General features: G+C 37.2%; 12 protein-coding genes. 10 read left to right on the forward strand and 2 right to left on the reverse strand.

Going from position 1 to position 13909, the window contains the following annotated elements; translation table 11 throughout:
- Positions 1 to 32 precede the first annotated feature (32 nt).
- The 4 genes from mreC to rodA are packed head-to-tail and all read left to right on the forward strand — an operon-like array spanning position 33 to position 4608.
- Positions 33 to 866 carry a rod shape-determining protein MreC gene (gene mreC, locus AQF98_RS12440; RefSeq protein ID WP_055132283.1) on the forward strand — a complete coding sequence of 278 codons (834 nt, stop codon included), beginning with the start codon at positions 33 to 35 and terminating at the stop codon, positions 864 to 866.
- Positions 856 to 1371 carry a hypothetical protein gene (locus AQF98_RS12445; protein WP_055132284.1) on the forward strand — a complete coding sequence of 172 codons (516 nt, stop codon included), beginning with the start codon at positions 856 to 858 and terminating at the stop codon, positions 1369 to 1371. The genes mreC and AQF98_RS12445 overlap by 11 nt, the downstream gene beginning before the upstream one ends.
- Complete coding sequence (gene mrdA, locus AQF98_RS12450; RefSeq protein WP_082435033.1) at positions 1371 to 3365, forward strand: penicillin-binding protein 2; 1995 nt, start codon at positions 1371 to 1373, stop codon at positions 3363 to 3365. The genes AQF98_RS12445 and mrdA overlap by 1 nt, the downstream gene beginning before the upstream one ends.
- Positions 3343 to 4608 (forward strand): rod shape-determining protein RodA, encoded by a 1266-nt coding sequence (gene rodA, locus AQF98_RS12455; RefSeq protein ID WP_055132285.1) that lies wholly within the window; start codon positions 3343 to 3345, stop codon positions 4606 to 4608. Before mrdA ends, rodA begins: the two co-directional genes overlap by 23 nt.
- 355 nt (positions 4609 to 4963) lie before the next feature.
- Here rodA and AQF98_RS12460 read toward each other — a convergent pair whose 3' ends face one another.
- Positions 4964 to 6019: a hypothetical protein gene (locus AQF98_RS12460; RefSeq protein WP_055132286.1), complete on the reverse strand. Its 1056-nt coding sequence runs from the start codon at positions 6017 to 6019 to the stop codon at positions 4964 to 4966.
- Between the two features lie 95 nt (positions 6020 to 6114).
- On the opposite strand from AQF98_RS12460, the gene AQF98_RS12465 reads away from it, so the two are divergent.
- A complete protein-coding gene (locus AQF98_RS12465) occupies positions 6115 to 6690 on the forward strand; it encodes a thymidine kinase (protein ID WP_055132287.1) in 576 nt (191 codons plus the stop codon).
- Positions 6691 to 6855: 165 nt separating this feature from the next.
- On the opposite strand, the gene AQF98_RS12470 is transcribed toward AQF98_RS12465, so the two are convergent.
- On the reverse strand, positions 6856 to 9717 hold the full coding sequence (locus tag AQF98_RS12470) for a S8 family serine peptidase (RefSeq protein WP_055132288.1): 2862 nt from the start codon (positions 9715 to 9717) through the stop codon (positions 6856 to 6858).
- A 203-nt stretch (positions 9718 to 9920) separates the two neighbouring features.
- Between AQF98_RS12470 and AQF98_RS12475 the strand changes: the two genes are divergently transcribed.
- The 5 genes from AQF98_RS12475 to AQF98_RS12495 all read left to right on the forward strand — a co-directional run bounded on the left by AQF98_RS12475 (position 9921) and on the right by AQF98_RS12495 (position 13749).
- On the forward strand, positions 9921 to 10334 hold the full coding sequence (locus AQF98_RS12475; protein ID WP_055132551.1) for a VOC family protein: 414 nt from the start codon (positions 9921 to 9923) through the stop codon (positions 10332 to 10334).
- Positions 10335 to 10344: 10 nt separating this feature from the next.
- Complete coding sequence (locus tag AQF98_RS12480; RefSeq protein ID WP_055132289.1) at positions 10345 to 10788, forward strand: SRPBCC domain-containing protein; 444 nt, start codon at positions 10345 to 10347, stop codon at positions 10786 to 10788.
- Between the two features lie 190 nt (positions 10789 to 10978).
- Positions 10979 to 11344: a hypothetical protein gene (locus tag AQF98_RS12485; RefSeq protein ID WP_055132290.1), complete on the forward strand. Its 366-nt coding sequence runs from the start codon at positions 10979 to 10981 to the stop codon at positions 11342 to 11344.
- Between the two features lie 103 nt (positions 11345 to 11447).
- Positions 11448 to 11978, forward strand: a complete 531-nt coding sequence (locus tag AQF98_RS12490) for a ferritin (protein ID WP_055132291.1) — start codon at positions 11448 to 11450, stop codon at positions 11976 to 11978.
- A gap of 328 nt (positions 11979 to 12306) precedes the next feature.
- Positions 12307 to 13749, forward strand: coding sequence for an amino acid permease (locus AQF98_RS12495; protein WP_055132292.1), 1443 nt, complete (start codon positions 12307 to 12309; stop codon positions 13747 to 13749).
- Positions 13750 to 13909 lie beyond the last annotated feature (160 nt).

Raw genomic sequence — 13909 nt, forward strand, 5'->3', positions numbered from 1 at the left:
TCATAACCCATAACTCACAACTCATAACCAAGATGCGTAACCTTTGGATTTTCGTCAGCAGATATAACGCATTTTTCTTTTTCATTATTTTCTTTACTGTTGGCATTATCTTAACGATTAAGAACAATGCCTATCAGCATAGCATTACCTTAAACTCTACCAATGCCATTGTAGGCAGCGCCTATGAGCGTTTAAATGTGGCCAAGCGGTATTTAAATCTTGGTCAGGTTAATGATAGCCTAGCCCTGGAAAATGCAAAACTGAGAACGGAGTTAATTGCCCTCAAAAATGTAGACAGCAGTAAAACAGCTGTAATTAAAGATACTGTATACCACCAGCAGTATACCTTGGTTTCGGCTAAGGTGATTAAGAACTCTATTAATTTGGCTAATAACATCATTACCATTAATAGAGGTACCAATGCAGGTATTGAAAAAGACATGGCAGTTATTTCGCCACAAAGAGGAATAATTGGATTTGTACTACATGTTTCGCCACAGTTTGCTACCATTAGAACTTTACTAAATAAAGAAACACTGATTAGTGTAACCATTAAAAAAAACAATGCATTTGGTTCTTTGGTATGGGGCGATGGCAATTTTGATGTGAGTAAAGCTTTTGTTAAAGAAATTCCAAACCACTTTAAGCTGAATGTTGGCGATACCATTATTACTTCTGGGGCTGGTGGTTTTCCGAAAGGGATTGAAGTTGGCAGAATTAGCAAACCTCGATCAAATGCCGGAGACGGATCAATAGAGATTAAGCTTTTTAATGATTTTAGTACTTTACAATATGTTTATGTCATTAAAAATCGTTTGGCACAGGAACAAAAAACTTTAGAAACCCAATTACCAAATGAACAGTAAAGTTATACTTCTCAATATCTTTAGGTGGGTGATCCTTTTGTTTGTGCAGATATTCTTGTTGCGTAACCTGATTTTCTATAACCTCTCTACGCCTTTTATATACGTACTGTTTTTGCTGGTACTTCCTTTTAGAATTCCCAACATATTGTTATTTATTATCGCTTTTGGTACTGGTTTAACCATTGATACTTTTTATGATACCATTGGCGTACATACCACAGCTTGTGTAGCTTTGGCTTTTGTAAGGATTTTATTTATTTCGGTAAGTTTAAATCGGGATTCTATTGACGAGCCTGAACCTTCGTTAGGCAATATGGGGATCAAATGGTTTTCCATTTATGCCCTGTTGTGCATCTTTGTACATCATATTTTTGTGTTCTTTTTAGAGGCTTTTAAACTCAATGAGTTTTATTATACTTTAACCAGAAGCTTGTTAAGCGTTGTTTTTACCTTATTTGTTGTTTTGTTGGTAGAGTTCATCTTCCACAATAGAAAATCGAGCTAATGGATCAACTGTTTAATCGAAAATATATTATTCAAGGAATATTTGTTCTACTTGCCTTAATTCTTTTGGGCAAGCTTTTCTATATACAGATTGTTAGTGATAAATATTTTTTGAATGCCAATAGCAACGTACTGCGTAGGCAATACATTTATCCTGCTAGAGGTGTTATTTTTGACCGGAACAACAAGGTTCTGGCACAAAATCAGCCTACATACGATCTACTTGTGATCCCTAACGATGTAAAGCCATTTGATACTTTATCACTTTGCCAGATTATTGGGATTGACATGGATCAGTTTAGAGAAAAGTTTCGCAAAGCAGTTGTACAATCGAGATATCAGGAAACTATTTTCCAAAAGCTCTTATCTGTACAAACCTATGCCATGTTACAAGAGCGGATGTACAATTACAGAGGCTTTAGTGTACGAAAAAGAACCATTAGGTATTACCCAGATAGTATAGCCAGTCATTTTTTGGGCTATATGCAAGAGGTTAACCCTAAAGACATTGAAAAATATCAAGGTTATTATAAATCTGCAGATTATATTGGCAAAAGTGGTATAGAAAAGGCGTATGAATTAGAGTTGAGAGGTACGAAGGGTGTAACCTACATGCTCTACAATGCCCGTAACGTAGCGCAAGGGAGTTATAACAATGGCAAATTAGATTCAGCCGCTATTTCTGGCGAACAGCTAGTTTCTACAATTGACAGTAGGATACAAAGATTGGGCGAACAGCTTTTGGCCAATAAGGTGGGGAGTGTGGTTGCCATAGAACCTAGTACTGGAGAAGTTCTGGCCTTTGTAAGCAGTCCTGGATACGACCCTAATAAATTAGTAGGTAATAGCTTCAGTACTAATTACAGTGGCATTCGTGCAAATCCCTATAAAGCATTTAATGTTAGACCCATTCAAGGACAATATTCTCCAGGTTCTGCATTTAAACCCTTAGATGCATTGATTGCCTTGAGTGAAGGCGTAGTTGACCCAAACACCACATTTTTCTGCCCTGGTTATTACAAAGCTGGTAACCGAACATTCAAATGCGAGCATACAGATGGGCCAACTGCCTTACGTAGGGGGATTGCCCGCTCTTGTAATACTTATTTCTACAATATTTTTGAAAAACTGATGACCAAAAATGGGCGTTCGTTGGCTAAACAACAAAGCACCTATAATGACTGGCAAAATAAAGTAAGAAAATTTGGGATTGGGGATACTTTAGGTATTGATCTACCTGGTGAAAAGGCCAGAAAACTTTTCAGGCCTGAAGATTACGACAAACAACATAAAGGCAAATACTGGGGTAATACCACGATCATGTCTATTGCCATTGGTCAAGGAGAAATTAACACCACACCATTACAAATGGCCAATATTATGGCCATTATTGCCAACCAAGGTTATTACATTAAACCCCATGTGGTTAAAGCAATTGGAAATGGCAAAGCTATAGATCCAAAATATAAAGAAAAACATTATGCAGGTATCGACAAAAGATACTTTGCCCCTGTAATAGATGGAATGCAAGATGCTGTAAACTCTTCTATAGGCACAGCAAGAGAATCTAGATTACCGAATGGGCTCATTATGTGTGGAAAAACTGGGACCGTAGAAAATACCCATGGCAAAAGCCACTCTGTATTTATAGGCTTTGCCCCCAGAGAAAATCCAAAAATTGCCATCGCCGTAATTATTGAAAATGCAGGTTATGGGGGCACTTACGCTGCTCCGATTGCCAGTTTCATTACAGAAAAGTATTTAACAGATACTTTATCGGGCAGAAGAATTAATGGAAGTACGGCACAAATGTTTATGGCCGATAACTTATTACCAGCATTACAGGATAAGAAACCAAAAACGATAAAAAAGACAGATAGTTTAGTACTTGATAGCCTTAAGAAAAAATTGCCAACGAAAACAAAAATAGCCCAAAACCAATTTAATAAAACAGCCATTAAACCGAAGAACAATGCAACCACAACAAAGCAGTAGATTCTTTTTTAATGTAGATTGGGTAACTATATTGATCTATGTTGCCCTGTGCGTGATTGGTTTTTTAAATATCTACTCGGTACAGTTTAAACCAGACACTGCACAAGGTTTTAGTTTTACAGCCGAGTATGGCAAACAATTGATATTTGTGGTTACTGGGCTAGTATTGGGCCTATCTATCCTCTTATTTGATGCCAAATTTTTTAGTGTATTTGCCCCCGTAATCTATGGCATTACCATCGTTTTACTGTTGGCGGTATTGGTAGTAGGGAGAAATGTGGGTGGCAACCAAGCATGGATACCTCTTGGTTCTTTTAGGCTACAGCCTTCAGAGTTTGCCAAGTTTGGTACAGCCTTATTGCTAGCGAGGTATATCAGCTCTTTTAATGTCAAACTAAATTCGGTACGTCCAGTACTGATCTGTATAGCAATCATCGTTCTACCTATGGGATTGATTATCTTACAGCCAGATGCCGGCTCAATGCTTGTTTTCCTCTCTTTCATGTTCCCCTTGTATAGAGAAGGTTTACCGGGTAATTTGTTAATTATCTTTTGGGGTGCTGTTTTGCTCTTTATCCTCAATTTATTTCTATCTCCATTTATATTGATTTTTTCTATTCTCGTAATTGGAGGACTATTTGCCTATAACAACAGAAAACGCTTACAGAAAATGATCAATATTGGCATTATTACCTTAATTGCCATTTGTTATTTATTTGTAGCTAAGTATGCTTTTAACAATATACTATTACCACACCAACGCACACGGATTGAATTGATTTTAGGGCTAACTAGTGATAATAAGGGTGCTGGATGGAACGTGATCCAATCTAAAATAGCCATTGGTTCTGGTCAGGTTACAGGAAGAGGTTTTTTACAGGGTACACAGGCTAAATATGGTTATTTACCTGCAAAAAGTACAGATTTTATCTTTTCAACTGTTGGAGAGGAATGGGGTTTTGTAGGTTGTTTTGTTGTGATTTGCTTGTATGTATTCTTACTCTTAAGAATTGTTAACATGGCCGAGCGACAGCGTTCGTCTTTCTCTAGGGTTTATGGTTATTGCATTGCCTGCATTATCTTCTTCCACTTGTTTATCAATATCGGGATGGCCATCGGTATCATGCCAGTTATCGGGATTCCATTGCCTTTTATCAGTTATGGTGGGTCTTCTTTATGGAGTTTTACCATCTTGCTGTTTATCTTCCTTAAACTAGATTCGAATAGAATGGGATTTATTTAGCTCTTGGTTCATTGGTCATTAGTTCATTAGTAAAAAGTAATTAGTACAAAGTATAAAGACCAAGCATAGTGTCCTAATTTTGTGAGCATAATCACATTTTGTGAACCATCGGTTGTAGGTTATGTGTTCCAGGTTGTGGGTTTGGGCTTTTCACCTTACGCTTATTAGTAAAAAGTAATTAGTACAAAGTATAAAGACCGAGCATAATCACATTTTGTGAAGCTTTAGGGAATAATGATTGTTCTTTTTGAATCCTGAGCTTTATGCCTTCAGCTTTAAGCTTCCTACCCCCTTACACCCTACACCTTTTATCTTAAACCCCATGCCCAGCTTTAAGCCTTCGGCTTTCCGCTCCTTACGCCTTAAACCTCTGGTTCAGCAGCTCGTAAAACTTGTCTACTGTGGTTTGTTTTTCTGCCCAATTGTTTTTAAGTGCATAGTTATTTTTAAAGAAATTGTCTGCAGCTTCAAAATTTGGCAGTTTATTGGCAATATCAATTGCTTCTGCATAGGCCAAGTTGTACCCATTAAATAAATCTTTAATGTAGAGTAATTTGTCGTTCAGATTGATTGCCTGTTTCAGATCAGCAATAGCGGGTTTAGCAGAGTTGATATTGTTATTTGGTGTTTTACCCGCCAATAGGTCATTTAGTGTTGGCTTATAGTTTGGATCTTCAACAGCTTCGGTCTGTTTAACAATTGGTGTTGGTACAGGAGCTACCTCAAGATCAAGTTCTTCTTTTGCTATCGGAAATACTTCTTCTTCCTTTTTATATACCAAAAATGGCTCTGGGCCTATCTCATCATCTTCTTCTGTTTCTTGGATTTCGACAATTGGTTCTATATTGATTTTCCTTTTCTCTGCAATGATCCGTTCTTCTTCGTCACTTAATGGCCTGTTAAAAAGTTCATCGACACTTTTCTCTTCGAAATCGAATTTTTCGTGTTCTGCATGGTCATTTAAAATGAACTCGAAAGTAGATGGAGATTGGTCTATTTTAAAGATTTCTTCTTCTATCTCTGCCAAAGGTGGCTCTGCTTGGGGTATAATTTCTGCTTTTGGGCTTTGATCAGCTATTTCTTCCACAAAAGTAACTGTTTCAATTTGTTGCTCTTCTTGCATCTCATCGTTTGCAAAAGAGGGTGATGAAATGAGTTCTTCTTCTTGAAAATTAATTTGCTCATTTATTGCTTCTTCTTCTGCCTCTGGTAAGGCCAAAGGGGCTTGCTGATTGTTGCTAATTTTCTTGATAATTTGAACATGATCTGCTAAGAAGTTGGCATTTGCATGAAAAAGCTCCAACTCTAACTCACTGAGCTGTTGAGGATTTTGAGCTAAAAATTGATATTGTTCATTCAATTCGTTTAATATCAATCCTATTTTCTTAAAAAGATCTTCTTGTTTCATCATAATGGCTTAACGAAATAATTAGGGATTTATGTTAATAAATGACAATCAAAAGTACTATAAAATTCTATTATATTTGGCTAAAAATACCTTTACAAATGTTATTCAGCGAGCAAAACTTTAGAAGGGGAGAATTTTGTGGAAGCATAGAAGTAATTTGCGGATCCATGTTCTCTGGCAAAACAGAAGAATTAATAAGAAGATTGAAACGAGCTCAGATTGCGAAGTTAAATGTAGAGATATTTAAACCTAGAACAGACACGCGTTATGATGAAACCGCAGTAGTTTCGCATGATTTAAATTCTATCCAATCTACTCCGGTAGAAAGCTCATCGGCCATTTTATTGTTAGGTGCCAACACTCAAGTTGTTGGGATTGATGAAGCACAGTTTTTTGACGAAGACTTACCTGAAGTTTGCAACAAATTAGCTTTAAAAGGAATTAGGGTAATTATTGCAGGTTTAGACATGGATTTTTTGGGTAAACCATTTGGCCCAATGCCTGCCTTATTGGCCATTGCAGAGCATGTAACTAAAGTAAATGCGGTGTGCATGCAATGTGGAAGTCCTGCTGTTTACTCTTACCGTACTGTTGCCAACGAAAATAAAATTCTACTGGGCGAAAAAGACAGTTATGAGCCTCGTTGTAGAGCTTGTTACAATGCACTTGGGTAGGTGTTGGTAGAAAATTTAAAGTAAAAAGTGTAAAGTAGAAAGTTTAAAGTCTAGAGTCTTAAGTCCAGGGTCTGGAGAAAAGAAGTTAAAAGACTATAGTCCATGGTCTTGAGTAGAAAAGTTAATAGGTCTAAATACTAACTACTATATACTAATTACTAAAAACTACTTAATCACCAACATCTTCAACGTTTTTTGATAGGTACCTGCTCTCAGTTTATAAAAATAGACTCCTGCTGCCAAGGTTTGTAAATTAACTGGAACACTATAGCGCCCTGCATTTAAAGTTTCATTGATCAATGTTTGGACTACTTTACCTGTTACATTAGTGATGACTAAGGTGGTGGCTGATTTTTCGGCAATATCAAACGGAATTGTAGTTAAATCTTTCCCAGGATTAGGATAATTCTGTTTCAGGTTAAAAGTTAATGAGATAGGATCAACAGGAACTTCTGGATCTGTAATTCCTGTTGTATATTTTGTTAAAGCAGCTTGGCCAGCATTTAGTAATTCTGTTAAATTATCACCACCAATAAAAGCATAAGCTACTTTAATAGAGCCATTAACAGGAATAGTATATGGACCTGTACCAACGGTATACATAATGTCGTAACCATTATTGGTATCATGTCCCAAACCTATGGCCTTTACTCCAGAAGATAAAGTCTGATATTTTTCTGCTATGGTAAATTTACTATCGGATAAGGGGTTGCCTGCCACTTGGTAAGACATGGGATAATAAGCTGCAGGAGCCACATTTGTTAACAGCTTAACACCCACATAAGGGTAACTTGCATTCTTTTTGGCATAGGCATAGGCCGTTTTTGTACCTGCATCGTATTGTGTGGCATTAGAAGAAGCCTCATCTAAATCCCAATCGGTAAATAGACCCGGGTAAATACCTTGCAATACTGCATTGCTTGTGTTAAAAATTTCGTACTCTACAATGATGTATTTATCATCTGGCTGTGTTGAATAGGCTAACAATCTTGATTTCACTTTTAACCCTATTGGGGCAGTACTCCCAGCATCTGTAAAAGTAGCAGTTCCCTCAAAAGCGGCAGTGGTACTGCTTACTTGTTGAGCACTTAGCTGTTTCACAAAATCCTCATTAGAATTGCCATCGTTTCTGGCATTATTGGCAACTTGTGTGGTCGATTTACCAATCATTAAGGCCGCTTCGTATAGCATGTTTTCATCTTTATACACAAAGCCTAAGCCACCTAAAGCATCACTCTTGCTATAACCTACTCTCCCATTTGAGGTTAAGGTAGAACTCACTTTATTTACCGTTACATTTAAATAATCTAAAGCAACTGTTAAACTATAATATTCTACATCTGTATAAGTGCCTCCATTGCCAGAATAGGTCAATTTAAAAACTACCTCTTGATTTTGAGGGGTATTGGCCAAAACTTTAACTCTAATTGGCCCCAGATTGGTCTTCGTTTCTAAAGTACCCATGGTACCCACAGCTAAATTGGGATCTAAAATCTGTACATAAGGACTTGTTGAAGTAATGTTTACATTTAACCCGCTGATGGTGGCCAAAAAGCTCTTCAGGTCTAACTTAAGCGTAAGCTCATTGCCTGCAGCTCTATTGCCATTAGATTGATCGGCAACTGCAATTTGTTGGTATCGTACGGATGAAGTGGTCTTGGTTAAAGCATTCAAAACATTTAACCTACCGCGCCCGAGTTTTCCTACATAAGCAGCATTTAAATTATCTATCGGATCTGAAGTGGTTCTCAGTACCTCTCCTATCTGCAAACCGTTGTAGCTTGGATATTTTGCCTTTACCAAGGCCGCAGCACTTGCTACCATTGGTGCAGCCATAGAAGTTCCACTTTTAAAGCCATATTTACTACCATTTAAAGTATTGTAAATGGAGCTTCCCGGAGCAGAAATATCTACCATGTAACCGTAGTTAGAAAAGCTCGATTTGATATCTGATGTAGTTACCGAGGCCACAGAAAACACACCTTTATAGGCAGATGGGTAATCTGGAAGATCAGTATCGTCGTTACCTGCAGCGGCAATTACCAAACATCCTTTTGCTACCGCATAATCGATCATCTCTTGTCCAAACTGGCCACCACCTGGGCCGCCCCATGAACAATTGATGATACTTGCCCCATGGTCTGCTGCATATTTAATACCCTCGTAACCTTTGTAAATTGAACGTCCATTATTATCGGCACCTGTTTTTACAATCAATAATTTGGCATTAAACGCAATGCTGGCCACACCTTTGGCATTGTTTGATACTGCACTTGCAATGCCACTTACATGCACACCATGGTCTGTTGTATCACTTGTTACATCTGGATTGTTATCTGGGATCATGGTTGCCGCAGAATTACCCACAAAATCCCATCCATAATAATTATCTATGTAACCATCGTCATCTATTCCGTTGATAGGATCTGCAGTGTTGATGTAAATATTGTCGGCCAAATCTTCGTGCTGGAGGTCAGATCCTGAATCGACAATACCAATGACCACATTTGATGCATTTTTCAAGACATCCCAGGCTTGTGGAGCCATTACCTTATTCAGGTAAGATTGATTGCCATATAATGCATCATTAGGCACAAATGAAGTTCGATACACATAACTAGGTTCGGCATATAAAATTTGATCGTCCTTTAATAGCGCATTAATTACGTTTACAATATTTGCGCCTCCTTCATATCTGGCCACGTAAATCTCGCTCAAATCTGGCAATGCTTTGGCACCAATAGCTTGTACAGCTTGGGTTTGGCGAGCACTAGGAAATAGTTTTGATAAGCTATTGATAATTACGCCATCTATCTGCAGTTGTTTTTTTGCTTCGCCACCAATGTTATTTACTTGTTGAGTGCCTCCATTCTTAAACTTGATGATGAGCGTATTTGGCAGATAATCTTTTGCAGTAATCCCTTTGGGCAAAGCAAATTTGCCTCCTTTATGAGAAACCTTTGGGTCATCTTGTTTAAAGGCAAGCAAGATGAATAACAAGAAAAGAACCAGGTAGAGTTTTTTCATGTAGAGCGCTTACAATTGATTACGAATATATTGAGAATCAAGTGCTAATGCAAGGTTTATATAGAAGTAAATGATTAGTCGTGTTTAGCCCCATAAATTGTCGCTTTTACCCCAATGTAAAAATCAAAATTATGCTCAACTTTAGGTTATCAATTTGATGGAAATAATTTCATTGAATGGCTCATCATTTAACAAGAAAAATTATGACAAAAGAAATTTGGATCAACCTACCTGTAAAGGATATCAACAAAGCTGTAACATTCTTTACTCAAATGGGATTTACCTTAAATGAAAGAAATCCCGTAACCGAAACCATGGCTTCTTTTTTTATTGGTGAAAAGAAATTGGTGCTGATGTTATTTAGAGACGATGTGCTGAGTGGTTTTAGTGGAAGCAACATTGCAGACACCAACCTAGGCAACGAAGTTTTATTTTCTTTAGATGCCGAAAGCAGACAGGAAGTTGATGAAATGCTTTTAAATGCCGAAAATGCGGGAGGCACCATTTATGCCAAAGGTGGCGAAAAGGATGGCTGGATGTATGGTGGTGGTTTTATTGATTTAGATGGACACAGATGGAGTTTATTACACATGGATTTTAGTAAAATGCCTAATTAATTAGATCAATATGGAACAGTTCACATTCAAAACAGCAATTAATGCCTCGAGAGAAAGAGTTTGGGGAATCCTTTTTGGTAAAACTACCTACCCCATTTGGGCAGCGATTTTTAGCGAAGGCTCTGATGCAGAAACCGATTGGAAAAAGGGCAGCAGAGCATTATTCTTAGATAGTTCATCTGGAAAAGGTATGGTTTCCAAAATTGAAGAAAGTATACCTTACAGTTATCTTGGTATTATCCACCTGGGGATGTATGACAATGGTGTTGAAGACTTTGATAGCGAAGAAGTAAAAAAATGGTCTGGCGCTACAGAAAACTACATTTTAACAAATAAAAATGGTGAAACTGAATTAACCATTGACATGAGCATTACAGCCGAATTTAAAGATTATTTTGAGCAAACTTGGCCAAAAGCATTGGCAAAAATAAAGGAGTTGGCAGAACAACCTTAAGTAATACTTCCTGTTGTGGTTTAAGTTTTATTGGCCATATCATTAGCTGTTGTTATTTAATAACCTTACCAAATGTTTTAGGTAACAACAGCGCTTAGTTGCTGAAAGAAAATTAATTTCGCACTCTATCTTTATTTGGAATAAATCCAAATAAATTGCATCTTTGCGTTACAAAACATTATTGTAGCAAATGGAGCAGACTATAAGTTTACCAACTATCAATTTTACCGAGGTTTTTAGCACCAAAAATGGTGCTATTTATCAATCAGACAGTGAAAACTGTTGGTATATTGATTTTGCTGGCAAATTGGCCCGTTTTGATTACCGCAACTTGTTGAAACTAAAAAAAGCAGTGTATCAAATCGATATCGAAAATTTGCTTTTAAATAGCGACAAGTCTGCAGATGTAGAAATCATCTTCATTTGCGCTTGCGACCATTGTTATGTTTTATCGCTACTACAGATCATTAAATTAAAAGATCTGCTCCAAGGCACCTTCGCTATGCTAGAGCTTAATCACATCATATTTGATCGTTTACATCGCATTGTGAGCTAGTTAGCTAGAATTAGAATCTTTCCATATTGTTAATAAATTCTTTGCTAACCTAATATAGCAGTAATTTTGTTACTAATTACTTGTATTCAAATAGATAGCAATCATGAAAGATATTATCCGTGTAAAGTGTTTACTTTCGTCAGACGTAGAAACACTAATCAACCAGCAAATTAAAAAAGAAGCCCATTCGTCAGCAATTTATTTATCAATGGCCTCATGGTGCAGCAGAAATGGTTATGATTTCTCTTCAGATTATTTCTTTAAGCAAGCAGAAGAAGAAAGACAACACCAACTTAAATTTTATAAATATGTGTTAGATATGGGCGGAACAGCAATTTCTCCTGAAACTACTAACATCAAGATCGAATACAATTCTTTCCGTGAGGTTTTTGAAGATGCATTAGATCAAGAGATCAGCGTTACCCAATCTATCAAAAACATTGCGGCCCGTTGCCATAAAGAACAAGATTATGTAACGCTTGAGTTTTTAAACTGGTTCTTTAGAGAGCAAAGAGAAGAAGAATTTAAAGCACGTAGAGCCCTAGAATTGTTTGATGTAATTGGCGAAGAAGGTACTGGAAGATGGCAGATCGACAAACATGTTGGCCAAATCAACTATAACAGCGAAGCGTAGTTTTAAGCGTTTTTAAAATATAAAAGGTACGTATTGCACACAATATGTACCTTTTTTTGTTTATATTGACAGTAAAGAAATACCATGTCGAAAAAAGACAAAAAGAAAAAGAAAGACAAGCACAAGGTTAAGGATAAGAAGAAAAAGGAGTGCTGCGAAAAATTCCTTCGGGGGAAGAGGTGCAGAAACTGCCCTTTTGGCTAAGCTATGTAGCTCGTTTTTGAGTGTTGAATCTTTTACCATCAATTATTTTCTTTCCATTTAGTTGCTTCATTTCAATATAAGTTTACATTTTTGCTAAAATTTATCTACAACAACACATTATACTTTGAAGCAAGAACAAGAAAAACCAGAAGCACAAAAACTTCAGAGAGGTTTACAAAATAGGCACATCCAGTTAATTGCGCTTGGTGGCGCTATAGGTACAGGATTATTTTTAGGCATTGGTCCTGCTGCTGTATTGGCCGGTCCGTCTGTAATTTTAGGTTATGCCCTTGCAGGTATCATCGCCTTTTTTATCATGCGCCAATTGGGCGAGATGGTAGTGGAAGAACCTGTTTCTGGTAGTTTTAGTCATTTTGCCTATAAATACTGGGGACCATTTGCTGGTTTCTCTTCAGGCTGGAACTATTGGGTATTGTATATTCTGGTGAGCATGTCTGAATTAACCGCTATTGGTATCTATGTACACTTTTGGTGGCCAGAAATTCCTTTATGGACATCTAGTTTATTCTTTTTTATAGCCATTAATGCCTTAAATCTTACTTCGGTAAAAGTATATGGCGAAGCAGAGTTCTGGTTTTCGATTATCAAAGTAGTAGCCATTATTGCCATGATCATTTTTGGGGTCTACTTGTTGTTTAGTGGTTCTGGAGGCGAACAGGCGAGCATTCAAAACCTTTGGAATGACGGAGGCTTCTTTCCTAAAGGCTTATTCAGCACCGATGCAAAAGGTAGTTTTCAAGGTTTATTTGCGGCCATTGCTTTAATTATGTTTTCATTTGGCGGTTTAGAGCTGATAGGTATTACTGCTGCAGAGGCAGAAAACCCTGAAAAAACAATCCCAAAAGCTACTAACCAGGTTATTTATCGGATCTTGATTTTCTATGTGGGTGCTTTGATTATCCTTTTCGCGCTTTCTCCATGGAAAAACATCACTACAGACAGTAGTCCTTTTGTAATGGTTTTTGAGAGCTTAAAAGGCTTTCAGTTTAACCTGTTCGGCAACACCATTTATTTTACCAGTATCATTGCCAACGTATTGAATTTAATTGTACTTACGGCAGCTTTATCGGTATACAACAGTTGTGTGTATAGCAATAGCCGCATGTTGTATGGTTTGGCCCAACAGGGCAATGCTCCTGCTTTTTTATCCAAACTGAACAAAAGCCATGTGCCTGTTAAAGCCATTTTGGCATCAGGCCTGTTTGCGGCCATTTGTATCATAATCAACAAACTGATCCCCGAAAAGGCTTTAGAGATCCTCATGTCGTTGGTGGTTTCTTCTTTAATTATCAATTGGCTAATGATCAGTTTTACCCACTTAAAATTTAAAAAAGCGAAGCTGGCAGCAGGGGTTCAAACCAAATTCCCTTCGTTTATCTACCCTTTGTCTAACTACATCTGTTTGGTATTTCTCATTGGTATTTTAGTGATTATGTGGATTACAGGCTTGAAAATGTCTGTTGAGTTGATTCCTGCTTGGTTATTGCTTTTGTATATCTGTTTTCTTTTGGTGAAAAGGAATAAGCGAAAACAGGTTGAGTTATAAGCTGGTTATTTAACCATCCCCGAAAGGGTCAATTGTAAGGTGAGCTTATCTATCTATCCCCTTTTCTTCATTCATTCTACCATAGATAAATCTTAACCTAACTAAAAAGCCCCAGATTACTCTGGGGCTTTAATTTGTTTAATGCAAAACTATTAGTAAT

The organism is Pedobacter sp. Hv1 (genome assembly GCF_001412215.1).
Taxonomy (GTDB): Bacteria; Bacteroidota; Bacteroidia; order Sphingobacteriales; family Sphingobacteriaceae; genus Pedobacter.

Coding starts and splice junctions, on each gene's coding strand:
- mreC (WP_055132283.1), top strand. CDS start 33: ATGCGTAACCTTTGGATTTTCGTCAGCAGATATAACGCATTTTTCTTT.
- AQF98_RS12445 (WP_055132284.1), top strand. CDS start 856: ATGAACAGTAAAGTTATACTTCTCAATATCTTTAGGTGGGTGATCCTT.
- mrdA (WP_082435033.1), top strand. CDS start 1,371: ATGGATCAACTGTTTAATCGAAAATATATTATTCAAGGAATATTTGTT.
- rodA (WP_055132285.1), top strand. CDS start 3,343: ATGCAACCACAACAAAGCAGTAGATTCTTTTTTAATGTAGATTGGGTA.
- AQF98_RS12460 (WP_055132286.1), bottom strand. CDS start 6,019: ATGATGAAACAAGAAGATCTTTTTAAGAAAATAGGATTGATATTAAAC.
- AQF98_RS12465 (WP_055132287.1), top strand. CDS start 6,115: ATGTTATTCAGCGAGCAAAACTTTAGAAGGGGAGAATTTTGTGGAAGC.
- AQF98_RS12470 (WP_055132288.1), bottom strand. CDS start 9,717: ATGAAAAAACTCTACCTGGTTCTTTTCTTGTTATTCATCTTGCTTGCC.
- AQF98_RS12475 (WP_055132551.1), top strand. CDS start 9,921: ATGACAAAAGAAATTTGGATCAACCTACCTGTAAAGGATATCAACAAA.
- AQF98_RS12480 (WP_055132289.1), top strand. CDS start 10,345: ATGGAACAGTTCACATTCAAAACAGCAATTAATGCCTCGAGAGAAAGA.
- AQF98_RS12485 (WP_055132290.1), top strand. CDS start 10,979: ATGGAGCAGACTATAAGTTTACCAACTATCAATTTTACCGAGGTTTTT.
- AQF98_RS12490 (WP_055132291.1), top strand. CDS start 11,448: ATGAAAGATATTATCCGTGTAAAGTGTTTACTTTCGTCAGACGTAGAA.